Source organism: Mycoplana ramosa (assembly GCF_041930185.1).
Lineage (GTDB): Bacteria > Pseudomonadota > Alphaproteobacteria > Rhizobiales > Rhizobiaceae > Mycoplana > Mycoplana ramosa.
The window spans coordinates 175,877-193,312 of the sequence record NZ_JBHEEW010000008.1; the positions used below are offsets into that span (position 1 = coordinate 175,877).

Genomic DNA, 17,436 nt, shown 5'->3' on the forward strand with positions numbered 1-17,436 from the left:
TCACACATTGGAATGGAACCACTTTATGAGGGCCATCAAAATAGCGTGAATCAGGTTGTAGCCGCAAGGCAACGGCTTGCTTTCGCCATCAATGTCTGATCAAGATCACTATATGTTCTCATACGTGGGCAGTTGCTTGATGTCTTCCATCTGGGACCGGCTGGTTGGTATGGTCGCGGAGGCGGCCAGCAATGCGCTTTCGGGCGTCATCGAGGCGGTGCGGACCCTGTTCGAGGGCGACCCGGAGACGCGCAGGGAAGTTGCGTTTTCCGTCGCCATGATCGCGCTGTCGGCCAAGATGGCCAAGGCCGACGGGGTCGTCACGACCGCTGAGGTCGATGCCTTCAAGGACATCTTCAAGTTTCCCTCCGACCAGGCGGCAAACGTCGCACGCCTCTACAATCTCGCCCGCCAGGACGTGGCCGGGTTCGAGGCCTATGCCGAAAAGATGGCGGCGCTTTGTGTTTCCTGCGAGCGCAATTGCCCGATCCTGGAGGATATCGTCGACGGCCTGTTCCACATTGCCAAGGCGGACGGGCTGATCCACGAGCAGGAAATGGCGTTTCTGTCGCGGGTCGCCGAAATCTTCGGCATGGCGGCCGAGCGATTCGAGCAGATCACCGAGCGGCATGTGCATATCGGTGGGCGTGATCCCTACAAGGTCCTCGGCGTCTCCCCGCAGGATGACTTCCCGACCATTCGCAAGCGCTATCGCGTCCTGGCCTCGGAACATCATCCCGACAGTTTGATGGCGCGGGGCGTTCCCACCGAGTTCCAGCGGATCGCGAACGACCGGATGGCCGCTCTCAATGCCGCCTATGCGGCGATCGAAAAAGACCGTCAGGCGGCATGACGGCGTTCGCTCCCGACTTTTCCGGCGCCACGGTGGTGCCGTCTCCAAATCACGGCGAACGCGCCGGCGGACGGCGCCCGGATATGATCGTCCTCCACTATACCGGCATGGACAGCGCCGACGGCGCTCTCGCCTGGCTCTGCTCGGCAGAGAGTCAGGTCTCCAGCCATTACTTCGTGCACGAGGACGGGCGCGTCCTGCAACTTGTGCCCGAGCAGCGCCGTGCCTGGCATGCGGGCAAGAGCCAATGGAAGGGCGAGTCGGACATCAATTCGGCCTCGATCGGTATCGAAATCGTCAATCCGGGCCATCCGGGCGGTCTGCCTGATTACCCTGAAGCTCAGATCGCGGCCGTTGCCGAACTGTGTCGAGACTGTGTCGAAAGGTGGGGGGTGGCACCCGAGAGGGTACTGGCACACAGCGATGTTGCCCCCATTCGCAAGGTCGATCCGGGTGAAAATTTCCCCTGGGCGAAGCTGCATGCGGCAGGAGTCGGTCACTGGGTCGAACCCGCGCCGATCTCTGGGGGCCGCTTCTTCCAGCGCGGCGACCAGGGCCCTCCCGTCGAAGCGCTCCAGGCGATGCTTGCGCTTTACGGTTATGCTACTGGAATCACCGGTGTTTTCGACGCCCGAACCGAAGGCGACGTCAGCGCCTTTCAGCGCCATTTTCGGCCCGAACGGGTTGATGGCATCGCTGATTTTTCGACGATCGACACGCTGCATCGGCTGTTGACGGCGTTGCCGAGACGGCGCGAATTCTCGATCTGATTATCACGAAATATTTCATTCTGTAACGCAAGTTTAACATTTCGCCACATCCTGACCGGATTGGGAATGTCTTTTCCCGCTGCCTTCGATCCGGTCGCTAACAGGTTGCTCCCAACGGCCTTCCGACACGACGGATCGAGGTTCAGGCGTTCGCCGGCGGGAGGTAGGGCCTCTTCCGCGACTGTCCTGGGTCCGCTGTTCTGACGAACCTTGGACCGCTTCACGACGTTTCGATCCCAGCGCGGGGTTTCGGTCGATGGGCCGGAACCTCAAGGCCTAGCCGTGCGCCCATATGAATGGAGACACTGGAAGACATGACGAATTCGATTACGGCCGCGGGGGCGGCTTGCCTTATTGCCCTTCTGACGCAGGCGGTGTCGGCCAAGGCTGAACCGCTCCCTGGTGTCCCTGAAAGCAGGCCCCTGAAGACCGTGACCCGGACCACCGGCTATGCGTCGATGGGGGCGCCGGCCAGCTATTCCACGCTGATCAAGACCTATGCGCGGCAGTATGGGGTTCCGGTTGATCTCGCCCATGCCGTCGTTCGCGTCGAAAGCAATTTCAATGCGAAAGCGCGCGGTAGCGCAGGTGAAATCGGCCTGATGCAGATCAAGCCGGCGACGGCCCGGATGATGGGCTACCAGGGCCATGCCAAGGGCCTCTACGACCCGGAAACGAACATCAAGTTCGGGATGAAGTACCTCGCCGTGGCGCACGACCTGAGCGGCGGTACGACCTGCGGCACAATCCTGAAGTACAATGCCGGCCATGGCGCCAAGCGCATGAACCCGGTGTCCAAGCGCTATTGTGGCAAGGTCCAGAGCCTGCTCGACTAATAGACTGCTGGCAGCCGTCGTCAGAGGAGTGGCCCGCACGATGGTGCCCCGCCTTGTCCGTGCCGGCGATTTTTCTGGTCATCGCCGGTCCATTCCGATAAGGAGCGCGAGCCAGTTGGCCGGGCAGCCGCGCCCCGCTACGGCCGAAAGGCTGCGGGGTGAGGAAAGTCCGGGCTCCACGGAAACACGGTGCCGGATAACGTCCGGCGGGGGCGACCCCAGGGAAAGTGCCACAGAAAGCAAACCGCCTTCTTCGGAAGGTAAGGGTGAAAGGGTGGGGTAAGAGCCCACCGCGGCCATGGCAACATGGGCGGCACGGCAAACCCCACCGGGAGCAAGACCGAATAGGGATGACGAGGACGGCGCGAGCCGTCCAGCCCGTTTCCGGGCCGGTCATCCGGGTGGGTTGCACGAGGCCGGGCGCAAGTCCGGTCCCAGATGAATGGCTGCCACGTTCCGGCGTCAGCCGGAGCCATACAGAACCCGGCTTACAGGCCAACTGGCGATTTCTTTTCGCGCGGCGTGGATGTGCCATCATGATCTGCGCGCCCCGGCGCCGCCGGCATCATTCATAAATCCCATCCCTTGATGTCGAGGCACGATTTGCTGCCGCAGCTGTTGCCGGATCGGTGTCTCGATCCCGAATTTCCATTGAATCCAACGCCTTGATCCGGGCAGCCGTAACCATTCGTTAAACTTAACGGCTCATAAACATTTGATGGTCTCACTGCGGGAACCGGCCTGTTCCCATTGACGCCCAAATGGTCCCATGGTATCCCATCAACATACCGCACAGGGGCGAATGATCGCCCGTTCATCGCAAAGTAAAGAAGTGCTCCGGCAGGGGCTGGCGCGGCGTGATGTCGTCGTGCCAGGCGCGATTCGTGCGGTTGGGTTCTGTGTGGATTTTCCGGTGCCTGCTGTTTTGGTGCCGGTCAGGGAAGCGGCTGTATGGCGTCATGAACCGGTTCCTGTCGAATGCGACAAACAGGATCGATGCGAAGGGGAGGGTCTCTGTGCCTTCAGCCTTCCGGGCGGTCCTTGCGCAGCGCGACGTCCGGGAGCTCTATTGCTTCCAGGATTTTGTTTTTCCGGCGATCAGCGTCGGTGGTCCGGATCTGCTCGACCGCTTCGAGCGACAGATCGCCAGCGAGGATCCATTTTCGCCGGAGGCGAACGAGATGTCGCTCCTGATTCATGGGGGCGGGGTCTTCATGCGGCTCGATTCCGAAGGGCGGTTGACGGTTACGGATTTCATTCGCGACTTCACCGGCATCACAACGGATGTGACCTTCGTCGGTCGGGCCGATCATTTTCAGCTTTGGGCGCCGCAGACGTTCGAGGCGATGCAGGCGGCGGCCAGGACGGAGCGCAGATCGCGAGGTCTGGGCTCAAAATAAAGTGGAGAAGCGGGATGTCGGCGGAAATTGGCGGAGGCAATCCTGATGCCGATGGCGGACCGGTCCGTCACATCCCGGTTCTTCTGAGCGAGGTGATCGAAGCGCTCCAGCCGCGTCCGGGGCAAGTTATCCTCGATGGTACGTTCGGTGCCGGTGGCTACACCTCCGCCATTCTCGATAGGGGCGCCTCGGTGATCGCGCTGGACCGCGATCCGAGCGCGATCGAGGCCGGGCAGGCGCTGGTCGCCGCATCCGGTGGCCGTCTGTCACTGATCCATGCGCAGTTCTCCGACCTTGCTCGCCATGCGCCTCCCGGTGGGCTGGACGGTGTCGTGCTCGACATCGGCGTATCCTCCATGCAGCTCGACGAGGCCGAGCGGGGCTTTTCGTTCCAGAAAAACGGCCCGCTCGACATGCGCATGTCGAGCGCCGGTGTGTCCGCCGCCGACGTCGTCAATCGGGCGAAGGTCACCGATCTGATCCGCATCTTCGGCTTCCTCGGCGAGGAGAAGCAGGCGGGCCGGATTGCGCGAGCGATCGAGAAGCGCCGGGCGGAACAGCCTTTCGCAACCACCCGTGACCTTGCCGGGCTGATCGAGATTGTCACGCCGCGCAAGGCAAAGGACAAGATCCATCCCGCGACGCGCGTTTTCCAGGCGCTGCGCATCTTCGTCAACGACGAACTGGGTGAACTGGCGCGGGCACTGTTTGCCGCCGAACGCGTGCTCAAGCCGGGCGGGCGCCTCGTCGTCGTCAGCTTTCACTCGCTCGAGGATCGGATCGTCAAGAAATTCTTCCAGGATCGTTCCGGCCGCACGACCGGCTCGCGTCATTTGCCGGAACTAATTAAGCGAGACGTAATCTTCGCGCCAGTTGGCAAGTCCATGATCGCTGCCAGTGAAGAGGAAGCGGCGGCCAATCCGCGCGCCCGCTCGGCGAAGTTGCGGGCCGGCAAGCGCACGACGGCGCCGTCAGGAGCGGATGACTTGTCCATATTCGACCTGCCCGAGCTTGCAACTCTTGAGAAGATTGGAGGCTGACGGATGTTCCGTACCTTTGATGTCATCCTCGTTGTCGTCATGACCGCCGCCGCGACCGTCACCTACACGATCAAGCACAAGGCCGAGAACAAGCTCGAGGAAGTCCGCAAGCTCGACGCCGAGATCCGGCTCGAGGAGCATACGATCGATCTCCTGCGTGCCGATTGGGCGCTGCTGACCCAGCCGGCGCGCCTCAACCGGCTGGTAAAGGTCTATGATCAGGACCTTCAACTGGTTCCGACGGAATCGACCCAGTTGGCGCAACCGGTGGAACTGCCGATGCGCACGGCCGATCTTCCCGCCATCGAGGACGAGGGCGGGGCAGGCGAGAACATCGCCAAGACAAAGGACGCCCCCAAGGGGACGGACAAGATCGCAACGGGTTCGGTGGCGCGCTGATGTCGTTTCTCTCCCGCATTATGGATGTGAAGAGCAAGGCTCACTTTTCGCATGGCGGCGCCGGGCGGCCGGCAAACCGGGCCGATACCACCGCCTTCCAGGGCCATCGCAAACGCAGTGGCAAGCAGGCACGCAGCCGGGTCGCCGTTATCATGGCGTGTTTCGGGCTGGCCTATTGCGTGGTTGGCGGACGCCTCGTCCAATATGGCATGACCATGTCGGAATCGGTCTCCAGCATTGGTCCCGCCGACAATCTGCTCGCGTCACGCCCCGACATCATCGACCGCAATGGCGAGATTCTGGCGACCGACATCCGCACCGTTTCGCTCTATGCCGAGCCGCACAAGATAGTGGATGCGGACGAGGCGCTCGAAATGCTCCAGACGGTGCTGCCGGACCTGGATCCGAAGGGAACCTACAAGAAGCTCACCGCCAACTCGCGCTTCCAGTGGCTGCAGCGACAGCTGACGCCGAAGCAGCAAAGCCGCATCCTGGCGCTCGGTATACCGGGTGTCGGCTTCCGCCCGGAAAAGCGCCGCTTCTATCCCAACGGCTCGGCCGCCGCCCATATCGTCGGCTACGTCAACATCGACAACCGCGGCATTGCCGGCATGGAGCGCTATATCGATAACCAGGGGCTTGCCGATCTTGCGGCGATCGGCATGACCAGCGACGCGAAGATGGAGCCGGTCCGGCTCTCGATCGATCTGCGCGTGCAGTCGATGTTGCACGACGTCCTGGTCAACTCCGTGCAGAAATACGAGGCGGAAGCCGCCGGCGGCGTGGTCCTCGATGTCCACACCGGCGAGGTGCTGGCCATGGCGTCCGTACCGGACTACGACCCGAACAATCCGGCCGAGAGCGCCAAGGACGGTTGGCTCAACCGCATGTCGGATGGCACCTTCGAGATGGGCTCGACGTTCAAGATCTTCACGACGGCGATGGCGCTCGACTCGGGCAAGGTCAAGCTGTCGGACAGCTTCGATGCGACCAATCCGATTCGCATCGGCGGCTTCACGATCAAGGATTTTCACGGCAAGCGTCGCGTGCTGACGGTGCCCGAGATCTTCCGCTACTCTTCCAACATCGGCACCGCCAAGATGGCCGATGTCGTCGGTATCCCGGCGCAGCAGGAATTCCTCACCCGCCTCGGACTGTTGACCAAGATGCAGACCGAACTTCCGGAGGTGAAGGCGCCCACCCAGCCGCGCGAATGGAAGAAGATCAATTCGATCACGATTTCCTTCGGGCACGGCGTGTCGACGACGCCGCTCCAGACAGCGGTCGCAGGCGCGGCGCTGATGAACGGCGGAAAGTACCTGCCCCCGACCTTCCTGCCCCGCAGCCGCGACGAGGCCGATGCGATCGCCCAGGTTGTCGTCAAGGAAAAGACCAGCGACGAGATGCGCTACCTGATGCGCGTCAACGCGATAGAAGGTTCCGGCAAGCGCGCGCTCGTCCCCGGCTTTAACGTCGGCGGCAAGACGGGCACGGCGGACAAGGTCGTCAACGGCCGCTATGTAAAGAATGGCCTCAATTTCAATGCCTTCGTATCGGCCTTCCCGATCGACGACCCGCAATACGTGGTGCTGACCTTCATCGACGCACCGAAGACGGGCGAGGGCGGCGGGCGCACCGCCGGCCTGAATGCTGCGCCGATGGTCGGCGAGATCATCCGCCGAAGCGCCCCACTTCTCGGTGTAAAGCCGAAATTCGGGGAGGACGGGTCTGCCTTGCTCGTGTCTTATTGAGCGCAGAATGAACGGGAAGAGCCGATTCGCGGACGAACCGGCGTAACTCGACAGAAACAGAGCTGCACATGAAGATCACAGACCTTGCCGGCCCCGAAATTTCAGACCTGGGTAACGCCTCCGCAATCGAGGTGGGTGGCATTTCGGCAGACAGCCGCACGGTCAACAAAGGTGATCTTTTTGTAGCCGTGCACGGCTCGAGGAATGATGGCACGGCCTATGTCGCCGATGCGATTGCCCGCGGGGCTGCCGCTGTCGTCGTCGGGCGTGAGGCGCATGTCGAGGCGAGCGTGCCTGTGATCGCTGTGGACGAACCGCGCCGCTTCCTGGCACTCGCCGCCGCGCGTTTCTTTGCCCGCCAGCCGCAAACCATGGTCGCCGTCACCGGTACGGCCGGCAAGACCTCGGTCGCCTCCTTCACACGTCAGATCTGGGCACATGCGGGCCACGCGGCAGCCATGATCGGCACGACCGGCGTCACGGCCCCGGGCCGCGAGGACTACGGCTCGCTGACCACGCCCGATCCGGTTTCGCTGCACAAGCTGCTCGCCGAACTGGCCGACGCCGGCGTTACCCATGCGGCGATGGAGGCCTCCAGCCACGGCCTCGACCAGGCGCGCCTCGACGGGGTCCGGCTGTCTGCGGCGGCTTTCACCAATCTCGGCCGTGACCACATGGACTACCACCCGACCGTCGAGCACTACATGGCCGCGAAGATGCGCCTGTTCGATACGCTGCTGCCGAGGGGCGCGCCTGCCGTCATCTTTGCCGACGACGAGTGGTCGAATGCCGCGATCAAGGCGGCAGGGGACGCAGGCCTGGACGTTCGCACGGTCGGGCGCAAGGGAGCCTACCTGACGCTGAAGCGCGTCGAGCATTTCCGTCACAAGCAGATGGCGGAGGTTCACATCGGCGACGACATCTATGAAGTGCACATTCCGCTTGCGGGCGATTTCCAGATCGCCAACGCGCTGGTTGCTGCGGGCCTTGCGATGTCCACCGGGGTCTCGGCAAAGACGGCGATGGCAGCGCTGGGGCATCTGATCGGCGCCTCCGGTCGGCTCGAACTCGTCGGCCACGCAAAGAACGGTGCGCTTGCTTATGTGGACTACGCCCACAAGCCGGACGCCCTGGAGAACGTCCTGTCCTCGGTCCGCCCGTTCACGTCCGGCCGTGTCATCGTGGTGTTCGGCTGCGGCGGCGATCGCGACAAGGGCAAGCGGCCGATCATGGGCGAGATCGCCACGCGGCTTGCCGACGTGGTCATCGTCACTGACGACAATCCACGCTCGGAAGTTCCCGAGGTGATCCGGTCCGAGATCATGGCGGCCGCTAAGGGGGCGATGGAGATCGGCGACCGTGCGGCGGCGATCAGGGCCGGCGTCGCGATGCTGTCGGCGGGGGATACATTGATCGTTGCCGGCAAGGGGCACGAAGAGGGGCAAACGATCGGCAGCGAAACGCTGCCGTTCTCCGATCACGCGGAAGTCCGCAAAGCCCTGGAGGAACTCGACCTTTGACGACGCTCTGGACAATCGGGGACCTGATCGCGGCAACCCACGGCCGCCCCATCGGGAGCATGCCGGCAGGGATCACCGGCATATCGATCGACAGTCGCTCGATCAGTCCCGGCGAAGTCTTCTTTGCCATCAAGGGCGATCGGGTGGACGGCCATGATTTCGCGAGCCTCGCTTTTGCCAATGGTGCAGCACTTCTCGTCGTGAGCGAAGGCAAGCTGCCGGCGCTTGGACGCCTGACCGCGCCGATGCTGGTCGTCCATGACGTGCTGCAGGCCCTTGTCGATCTGGGGTGCGCGGCCCGCGACCGAAGTGCCGCGAAAGTCATTGCGGTAACCGGCTCCGTCGGCAAGACGACGACCAAGGAAATGCTGCGCCACGCGCTTTCGGCCTGTGGCAGCGTGCATGCCTCGGCGGCGTCGTTCAACAACCACTGGGGCGTGCCGCTGACGCTGGCGCGCATGCCGGAGACCACGGCATACGGCGTGTTCGAGATCGGCATGAACCATCCGGACGAAATCCGCCCGCTGGTGAAGATGGTCCGCCCGCATGTGGCGCTCGTCACCACGATCGCCGCCGCACACCTCGGCAATTTTGCCAGCCTCGACGAGATTGCCATGGCAAAGGCGGAGATCTTCGAGGGGCTGGTTCCGGGCGGGCACGCGCTGCTCAACCGGGACAACGAGCAGTTCGGCGTTCTCGAGCAGGCCGCGCGAGCCGCCGGCGTCGAGCATATCCATTCCTTCGGCACCGATCCGCGGGCGGAGTTCCGCCTGCTCGATTTCGTGGCGGATCAGGGAAGCAACGTGCTGTGGGCCTCGGTCGGTGGCCAGACGCTCGAGATTCCGATGGGGGCGCCCGGCCGCCACATCGCCGAGAACGCGCTCGCCGTCCTTGGCGCCGCCCATCTCGTTGGCGCCGACATCGAAAAGGTGATGAACGCGCTCGCCACGATGCAGCCCGAGAAGGGGCGGGGACGTCGCTATCGGCTTGCGATCGATGGCGGATATTTCACGCTGATCGACGAGAGCTACAACGCCAATCCCGCCTCGATGCGGGCGGCGATCGCGCTTTTGCGCGATACGGTGCCGGGCGAGGGCGGCCGCCGCATTGCAGTGCTCGGCGACATGCTCGAAATGGGCGAATTCTCCGCCAAGGTGCACGCAGAACTCGCCACGCCGCTCGCCGAGGCGGAAATCGAGGACGTGTGGATCGGCGGCGCGGAGATGGTGGCGCTGCGCGAGGCACTGTCCGATGCGGCGGGCGTCGAATACCGACCTGACGCGGATGGCGTGCAGGAACTCGTGCTCCAGGCGCTGCGCCCGGGCGACGTGGTCGTGGTGAAATCCTCGAAATCCACGGGTTTCAGTCGAATCGTCGCCGCATTGCTTGACAAGTACGAGCCATTCTCCGACACGGAGCGCGCCGAATGAGGTGCCGGCTGCCCATCGGGCACCCGGCACCATGACGTTTGCATTTGTGCACGATCCCGGATGCGAACTGCATCGGGACGCGTGTGCGAGGGGCACGCCGGGCACATATGCCCGTGCACTCCATTCTTCGAATCTGGTGCGGTCACGCTCCGATAGGGACCATTTCCGTCGGCCACGACCCCCGCAAAGCCCTTGGGGAAAGGTCTAGAATGCTGCTTTGGCTTGTCGAACTGGCGGAAGAGATCCAGGTCTTCAACCTGTTCCGCTACATCACGTTCCGCACCGGTGCAGCGCTGTTCACCTCCGCCGCCATCGTCTTTCTGTTCGGTCCGGCGATCATCGCGTCGTTGCGCGTACGCCAGGGCAAGGGCCAGCCGATCCGCGCCGACGGGCCGCAGACCCACTTCAAGAAGGCCGGCACGCCGACCATGGGCGGCATCATGATTCTTGCCGGCATCGTCGGTAGTTCGCTGCTCTGGGCCGACCTCTCCAACATCTACGTCGTCGCGACGCTGCTGGTGACCCTTGGCTTCGGGGCGATCGGCTTCTATGACGACTATCTGAAGGTGACGAAGCAGACGGACAAGGGCTTTTCCGGCAAGGCGCGTCTCGGCCTCGAATTCATCATTGCCGGCATCGCAACCTTCTTCATGATGCGGGCCGCCCTTTCCGTGGGTGCCCCGGGCTCGACGCTCGGGTCCTCGGTCGCCTTCCCCTTTGCCAAGGATTTGTTGCTCAACCTTGGCATCTTCTTCGTCCTGTTCGGTGGCTTCGTCATCGTCGCGGCCGGGAATGCCGTCAACCTCACCGACGGACTGGACGGCCTTGCCACGGTCCCCGTGATGATTTCCGCTGCGTCCTTCGGCATCATCGCCTATCTCGCGGGCAATGCGGTCTTTGCGAACTACCTGCAGATCCACTTCGTGCCGGGGACCGGCGAACTGGCCGTCATCCTTGGCGCTGTCATCGGCGCCGGCCTCGGCTTTCTCTGGTTCAATGCGCCGCCGGCGGCCATCTTCATGGGCGACACCGGCTCGCTGGCGCTCGGCGGTCTGATCGGCACGGTCGCCGTCGCGACCAAGCACGAGATCGTCATGGCGATCGTCGGCGGACTGTTCGTGATGGAAACCCTGTCGGTCATCATCCAGGTCGCCTCGTTCAAGCTCACCGGCAAGCGCGTATTCCTGATGGCGCCGATCCACCATCACTTCGAGAAGAAGGGGTGGACGGAGAGCCAGGTCGTCATCCGCTTCTGGATCATCGCCGTCATCCTTGCGCTCGTCGGCCTGTCGACGCTGAAGCTGCGGTGATCCTATGATCCCAGTCACGACCCTCAAGGACAGGAACGTCGCGCTCTTCGGGCTCGGGGGCTCGGGGCTTGCCACGGCGCAGGCGCTCGTTGCCGGCGGCGCGAAAGTGGTCGCCTGGGACGACAATCCCGACAGCGTCGCCAGGGCCGAGACCGCGGGTATCGCCACGCGCGACCTGCGCCGGATCGACTGGACCGCGATCTCAGCCTTTGTCCTGTCGCCCGGCGTGCCGCTGACCCATCCGAGGCCGCATTGGAGCGTGGATCTCGCGCGCGCGGCGGGCGTCGAGATCATCGGCGACGTCGAACTGTTCGTGCGCGAGCGCCGCGCCCACGCGCCCGATTGCCCGTTCATCGCCATCACCGGCACCAACGGCAAGTCGACGACGACCGCGCTGATCGCTCACATCCTGAGGTCGAGCGGGCGCGACACCCAACTGGGCGGCAATATCGGAACGGCGGTCCTGACGCTCGATCCGCCGAAGAACGGCCGGTTCTTCGTTGTCGAATGCTCGTCCTACCAGATCGATCTCGCCCCGACGATCAATCCGACCGCAGGCCTTCTGCTGAACCTGACGCCGGACCATCTCGACCGGCACGGCACCATGCAACATTACGCCGACGTCAAGGAGCGACTGGTCGCCGGCAGCGAGACGGCCGTGATCGCCGTCGACGACACCTACACCACGCTGATCGCCGATCGGGTGGAGCGCTCCGGCACGAAGGTGATCCGCGTCTCGCGCCGCCAACCGCTGGCGGACGGCCTCTACGCGGAGGGCGCGCACATCCGGATCGCTCATGGCGGGACTTCCCGCGCGATCGCCGACCTTTCCGAGATCCAGACACTGCGCGGCAGTCACAACGCACAGAATGCGGCGGCAGCAATCGCCGCCTGCCTGACCGTTGGCGTCAGCGAGGACGAAATTCGCGCCGGGCTCGCCTCCTTCCCCGGGCTCAAACACCGCATGCAACCGGTCGGCCGAAAGGGAGACGTCGTCTTCGTCAACGACTCCAAGGCGACGAATGCGGAGGCCGCAGCCCCGGCCTTGTCGAGCTACGACCGGATATACTGGATCGCGGGCGGCCTGCCGAAGGAGGGAGGCATCAGCAGCCTTTCCGGCTTTTTCCCGAAGATCGCAAAGGCCTACCTGATCGGCGAGGCTGCCGCCGCCTTTGCCGCGACGCTGGGCGAGCAGGTCGCCTACGAGATTTCCGGAACGCTGGAGCGCGCCGTGCTGCATGCGGCAGCGGATGCGGAGAGGGATGGCGCAGGACCGGTGGCGGTCCTGCTATCCCCGGCTTGCGCAAGCTTCGACCAGTACAAGAATTTTGAAGTCAGGGGCGATGCCTTTGTCGGCCATGTCGCGGCGCTTCCCGGCGTGACCATGCTGATCGAGGCAAACGGTTAGGGGGATTGCCATGGTTAGTCGTGCCGAGCGTGGTCCGGTGGCCGATTGGTTCTGGACGATAGACAGGTTGTTTCTCGCCGCTTTCATCCTCTTGATGGGGATCGGCTTTATGCTGTCCTTTGCCGCGAGCCCCGCGGTCGCGGAGCGCCTCAACCTCGACAGCTTCCATTTCGTCAAGCGGCACGCACTGTTTCTGGCGCCTGCAATCGCGACGATGGTGGCGATCTCGTTCCTCTCGCCCCGGCAGGTGCGGCGAACCGCGGCGATCCTGCTTGTGGTGTCGCTGGCGATGATGGTGCTGGCCTTGTTCTTCGGCGTCGAAGTGAAGGGCGCGCGGCGCTGGATCTCGATCGGCAGCCTGTCGATCCAGCCGTCGGAGTTCATGAAGCCGGCCTTCGTCGTGATCTGTGCCTGGCTTTTTTCGGAACACGCGCGCCAGCCGGATATCCCCGGCAACCTCTTCGCCATTCTGTTGTTCGGGATCGTTGCCGCCCTCCTCGTGGCGCAGCCGGACCTTGGCCAGACGGTCCTGATCACGGCGGTCTGGGGCGGCATGTTCTTCATGGCCGGGATGCCCTGGATCTGGATCATCCTGCTCGGCGGCCTTGCGCTCGGGGGCTTCGCCTTCGCCTATTTTCTCTTCGATCACGTCTCCGGCCGTATCGATCGCTTTCTCACCGGCGAAGGCGATACGTTCCAGGTCGATACCGCCCGCGAGGCGATCATCCGCGGTGACTGGTTCGGAAAGGGGCCGGGCGAGGGTCTCGTCAAGCGCATCATTCCGGACAGCCATACCGACTTCATCTTCTCGGTCGCCGCGGAAGAGTTCGGCATCGTCTTCTGCATGGTCATCGTCGCGGTCTTCGCCTTTGTGGTCATGCGCGGATTGAACCATGCGTTCAAGGAGCGGAACGATTTCACCCGTTTTGCCGTCGCCGGGCTGGTGCTCCTGATCGGCACCCAGTCTATGATCAACGTCGGCGTGAACCTTGAACTGCTGCCGGCCAAGGGCATGACGCTGCCGCTGATCTCCTATGGCGGCTCGTCGATGGTCGCAATCTGCGTCACGGCGGGGTTCATCCTTGCCCTGACGCGCCACCGGCCGGAAAAGCGCGCCAGCGAGCGGAGCCTCTTCCGCTCCGGCATGCTTTCTCCCGCGGAGTAGTATCGAATGAGCAAAGGCATCATCCTGCTCGCCGCTGGCGGCACCGGCGGCCATCTTTTTCCCGCCGAGGCGCTGGCGCATGAACTGAAGGCGGGTGGCTGGTCGGTGCATCTCGTCACCGACAGCCGCGCCGAGCGCTTTGCCGGCAAGTTTCCGGCCGACGAGATCCACGTCGTGCCGTCGGCAACGATCGGTTCGAAGAATCCGGTGAAGATCGTTTCGTCGTTGTGGACGCTTTGGACCGGCCTGCGGGCTGCGCGGCGGCTGCTGGCGCGTTTGCGGCCGAAGGCCGTTGTCGGGTTCGGCGGCTATCCTACCGTGCCGCCGCTGCTGGCCGCGACCGGCATGCGCATACCGTCGATGATCCACGAGCAGAACGCCGTGATGGGCCGCGCCAACAAGGCGCTTGCCGCCCGCGTGCAGGCGATTGCCGGCGGTTTCCTGCCGGAAGGTGAGGGCGCGTATGCGGCAAAGACGGTCACGACCGGCAATCCGGTCCGCCCGGCCGTGCTCGCCGCGGCCGAAGTGCCCTATCGGCCGGCGACACCGGACGGCGAATTCCGCCTCGTTGTCTTCGGCGGCAGCCAGGGAGCCCAGTTCTTCTCCAAGGCCGTTCCCCAGGCCGTCTGCCGGCTCAGCGAAACCAAGCGCGCACGCCTCCGCATCACCCAGCAGGCCCGTCCCGAGGATCGCGAAGGGGTGGAGGCGATCTACGGCAAGCTCGCGATCCCCGCCGACGTTTCGCCCTTCTTCGCCGACATGGCGGAGCGCCTCGCCAACGCGCATCTTGTCATCTGCCGTTCCGGCGCCTCCACCGTTTCGGAGCTCTCCGTCATCGGCCGGCCGGCCGTGCTGGTGCCCTATCCCTATGCGCTCGATCACGATCAGGCGGCGAATGCCGCAGCACTCGCCGCCAATGGCGGGGCGCAGGTGATTCCCCAGTCCGAGCTCTCCCCGGAGAGGCTTTCGCTGATCATCGCCGACGCGATGAAGCATCCGGATCGGATGGCGGAGATGGCGGAGAACGCCCGAAAGACGGGCAAGCCGGACGCCGCACGCTTGCTCGCCGCCATGGTGGAAGCTATTGCGGGCGGCAAGACGATAGCGGAATTCAAAGGAGAACGCGCATGAAGATGCCGAAGAGCATAGGGCTCGTTCATTTCATCGGAATCGGCGGCATCGGCATGAGCGGCATTGCCGAGGTCCTGCACAATCTCGGCCACCGCGTGCAGGGATCCGATCAGTCCGAAAGCGCCAACGTGCAGCGGCTGCGCGAGAAGGGCATCAAGGTCTCCGTCGGCCACACGGCCGAGAACCTGGGCGACGCCGAGGTGGTCGTCGTTTCGACGGCGATCAAGAAGGACAATCCGGAACTCGTGGCCGCCCGCGAGAAGTTCCTGCCGGTCGTGCGCCGGGCCGAGATGCTGGCCGAGTTGATGCGCTTCCGCAATGCGATCGCGATCGGCGGCACACATGGCAAGACGACCACCACATCGATGGTCGCCGCACTGCTCGATGCCGGCGGGCTGGACCCGACCGTCATCAACGGCGGTATCATCAACGCCTACGGCACCAATGCGCGCATGGGCGAGGGCGAGTGGATGGTGGTGGAGGCCGACGAATCCGACGGCACCTTCCTCAAGCTGCCCGCCGACGTCGCCGTGGTGACGAACATCGACCCGGAGCATCTGGATCATTACGGCAGTTTCGATGCGGTGCGCGCGGCGTTTCGCCAGTTCGTCGAGAACGTGCCGTTCTACGGCTTCGGCGTCCTGTGCCTGGACCATCCGGAAGTGCAGGCGATGGTCAGCCGCATCGAGGACCGCAAGGTCGTCACCTATGGCGAAAACCCGCAGGCCGACGTGCGTTTCGGCAATGTGCGGATGGACGGGGCGACATCGGTCTTCGATATCGAGATCCGCCGGCGCCGGACCGGCCAGGTGATCGAACTGAAGGATCTTCGCTTGCCCATGCCGGGGCGTCACAATGTTTCCAATGCGACCGCCGCGGTTGCGGTGGCACAACGGCTCGGAATCGCGCCGGACGACATCGCGCGCGGGATTGCCTCGTTCGGTGGCGTCAAGCGGCGCTTTACGCTGACGGGGAGCTGGAACGGTGTCAGCGTCTATGACGACTATGGCCACCATCCGGTGGAGATCAAGGCGGTCTTGAAGGCCGCGCGCGAGGCTTGCCCGAACCGAATCATCGCGATTCACCAGCCGCATCGTTACTCTCGCGTCCACAGTCTGTTCGAGGAATTCGCCGGTTGCTTCAACGATGCGGACACGATCATGATCGCACCGATCTATGCAGCGGGTGAGGAACCGATCGAGGGCGTCGACGCAGAAGCACTGGTTTCCCGGATCAAGGCGAGCGGACACCGCGACGCCCGCTATCTCGAGGGGCCGGAGAACCTGGCCTCCACCATTGGCGCCATTGCTAAGCCCGGCGACTTTGTGGTTCTCTTGGGAGCAGGTAGCATCACCCATTGGGCTGCGGCGCTGCCAAAGGAACTCGCAGGCATTTCGGGAATGACGGCATGAAACAGGTGAATGGCGAAAAGTTGCTGGCGTCTCTGGGCGACGGCATCAGGGATGTGCGCGGCCGGCTGACGCCGGACGCGCCGATGGATCGCGTCACCTGGTTTCGCGCCGGCGGACTGGCCGAGCTGATGTTTCAGCCGCACGACACCGACGACCTCGTCACGTTTCTGCAGCTGTTGCCGGACGAGGTGCCGCTGACGGTCGTCGGGGTCGGCTCGAACCTTCTCGTGCGCGACGGAGGGATCCCTGGCGTCGTGATCCGCCTTTCGGCCAAGGGATTCGGCGATCTCGAACTGGTCGGGGAGAACCGCATCAAGGCCGGTGCGATCTGCCCGGACAAGAACATTGCCGCGATGGCGCTCGACAACGGCATTGCCGGATTCGAGTTCTTCTACGGCATTCCCGGCTCGATCGGCGGGGCGCTGCGCATGAACGCCGGCGCCAACGGCGGCGAGACCAAGGACCTGCTCGTCGAGGTTCATGCCGTCGACCGCAAGGGCAAGGCGCATGTGCTGTCGAACGCCGACATGGGTTACACCTATCGCCACTCTGAAGCGCCTGAGGGCCTGATCTTTACCCACGCGGTCTTCGAGGGGCAGGCGGGGGACAAGGCAGAGATCCGCCAAAAGATGGATGCGGTTCGCCAGCACCGCGAAACGGTACAGCCGATCCGCGAGAAGACCGGCGGCTCGACCTTCAAGAACCCGGAAGGCCACTCGGCCTGGAAGCTGATCGACGAGGCGGGTTGCCGCGGGCTGATGATCGGCGGCGCGCAGATGTCGCCGATGCACTGCAACTTCATGATCAACACCGGACAGGCGACCGGATACGAGCTGGAGTATCTGGGCGAGACGGTCCGCAGCCGCGTGCTCGAGCATTCCGGCATCATGCTGAAATGGGAGATCCGGCGCGTCGGCAATTTCATGCCGGGCTACGAGATCAAGGAATTCCTCGGCAAGGCGACCGCCTGAACCGAGCACCGCCAATGAAAAAGGCCACGCCGGATGTCCG

General features: G+C 63.8%; 15 protein-coding genes and 1 other RNA gene. All 16 read left to right on the plus strand.

The annotated features are described in order from the left end of the window. Positions 1-139: 139 nt before the first annotated feature. Positions 140-853, plus strand: a complete 714-nt coding sequence (locus JNC62_RS12485; protein ID WP_374839198.1) for a TerB family tellurite resistance protein — start codon at positions 140-142, stop codon at positions 851-853. Continuing rightward, the gene (locus JNC62_RS12490) at positions 850-1,623 is read left to right on the plus strand and encodes an N-acetylmuramoyl-L-alanine amidase (protein ID WP_374839200.1); all 774 of its coding nucleotides are present in this window, start codon (positions 850-852) and stop codon (positions 1,621-1,623) included. The genes JNC62_RS12485 and JNC62_RS12490 overlap by 4 nt, the downstream gene beginning before the upstream one ends. A gap of 314 nt (positions 1,624-1,937) precedes the next feature. Further along, positions 1,938-2,459: a lytic transglycosylase domain-containing protein gene (locus JNC62_RS12495; protein WP_374839202.1), complete on the plus strand. Its 522-nt coding sequence runs from the start codon at positions 1,938-1,940 to the stop codon at positions 2,457-2,459. A gap of 111 nt (positions 2,460-2,570) precedes the next feature. After that, positions 2,571-2,966: RNase P RNA component class A (gene rnpB, locus JNC62_RS12500), an RNA gene on the plus strand. Positions 2,967-3,418: 452 nt separating this feature from the next. Further along, positions 3,419-3,859 (plus strand): division/cell wall cluster transcriptional repressor MraZ, encoded by a 441-nt coding sequence (mraZ, locus tag JNC62_RS12505; RefSeq protein WP_374839204.1) that lies wholly within the window; start codon positions 3,419-3,421, stop codon positions 3,857-3,859. A 14-nt stretch (positions 3,860-3,873) separates the two neighbouring features. Beyond that, positions 3,874-4,899, plus strand: a complete 1,026-nt coding sequence (gene rsmH / locus JNC62_RS12510) for a 16S rRNA (cytosine(1402)-N(4))-methyltransferase RsmH (RefSeq protein WP_374839206.1) — start codon at positions 3,874-3,876, stop codon at positions 4,897-4,899. Positions 4,900-4,902: 3 nt separating this feature from the next. Next, positions 4,903-5,298, plus strand: a complete 396-nt coding sequence (gene ftsL, locus JNC62_RS12515; RefSeq protein ID WP_374839208.1) for a cell division protein FtsL — start codon at positions 4,903-4,905, stop codon at positions 5,296-5,298. Continuing rightward, positions 5,298-7,049: a peptidoglycan D,D-transpeptidase FtsI family protein gene (locus JNC62_RS12520; protein ID WP_374839210.1), complete on the plus strand. Its 1,752-nt coding sequence runs from the start codon at positions 5,298-5,300 to the stop codon at positions 7,047-7,049. The genes ftsL and JNC62_RS12520 overlap by 1 nt, the downstream gene beginning before the upstream one ends. 68 nt (positions 7,050-7,117) lie before the next feature. Continuing rightward, complete coding sequence (locus JNC62_RS12525) at positions 7,118-8,569, plus strand: UDP-N-acetylmuramoyl-L-alanyl-D-glutamate--2,6-diaminopimelate ligase (protein ID WP_374839212.1); 1,452 nt, start codon at positions 7,118-7,120, stop codon at positions 8,567-8,569. Beyond that, a complete protein-coding gene (locus JNC62_RS12530; protein WP_374839213.1) occupies positions 8,566-9,999 on the plus strand; it encodes a UDP-N-acetylmuramoylalanyl-D-glutamyl-2,6-diaminopimelate--D-alanyl-D-alanine ligase in 1,434 nt (477 codons plus the stop codon). Before JNC62_RS12525 ends, JNC62_RS12530 begins: the two co-directional genes overlap by 4 nt. A 209-nt stretch (positions 10,000-10,208) precedes the next feature. Further along, positions 10,209-11,309, plus strand: coding sequence for a phospho-N-acetylmuramoyl-pentapeptide-transferase (mraY, locus tag JNC62_RS12535; protein WP_374839215.1), 1,101 nt, complete (start codon positions 10,209-10,211; stop codon positions 11,307-11,309). Between the two features lie 4 nt (positions 11,310-11,313). Further along, positions 11,314-12,717, plus strand: a complete 1,404-nt coding sequence (murD, locus tag JNC62_RS12540; protein ID WP_374839217.1) for a UDP-N-acetylmuramoyl-L-alanine--D-glutamate ligase — start codon at positions 11,314-11,316, stop codon at positions 12,715-12,717. 10 nt (positions 12,718-12,727) lie between these two features. Next, the gene (gene ftsW / locus JNC62_RS12545) at positions 12,728-13,882 is read left to right on the plus strand and encodes a putative lipid II flippase FtsW (RefSeq protein WP_374839218.1); all 1,155 of its coding nucleotides are present in this window, start codon (positions 12,728-12,730) and stop codon (positions 13,880-13,882) included. Positions 13,883-13,888: 6 nt separating this feature from the next. After that, positions 13,889-15,013 (plus strand): undecaprenyldiphospho-muramoylpentapeptide beta-N-acetylglucosaminyltransferase, encoded by a 1,125-nt coding sequence (murG, locus tag JNC62_RS12550; protein WP_374839220.1) that lies wholly within the window; start codon positions 13,889-13,891, stop codon positions 15,011-15,013. Next, complete coding sequence (murC, locus tag JNC62_RS12555) at positions 15,010-16,425, plus strand: UDP-N-acetylmuramate--L-alanine ligase (protein ID WP_374839222.1); 1,416 nt, start codon at positions 15,010-15,012, stop codon at positions 16,423-16,425. Before murG ends, murC begins: the two co-directional genes overlap by 4 nt. Next, positions 16,422-17,396: a UDP-N-acetylmuramate dehydrogenase gene (gene murB / locus JNC62_RS12560; protein ID WP_374839224.1), complete on the plus strand. Its 975-nt coding sequence runs from the start codon at positions 16,422-16,424 to the stop codon at positions 17,394-17,396. The genes murC and murB overlap by 4 nt, the downstream gene beginning before the upstream one ends. Positions 17,397-17,436 lie beyond the last annotated feature (40 nt).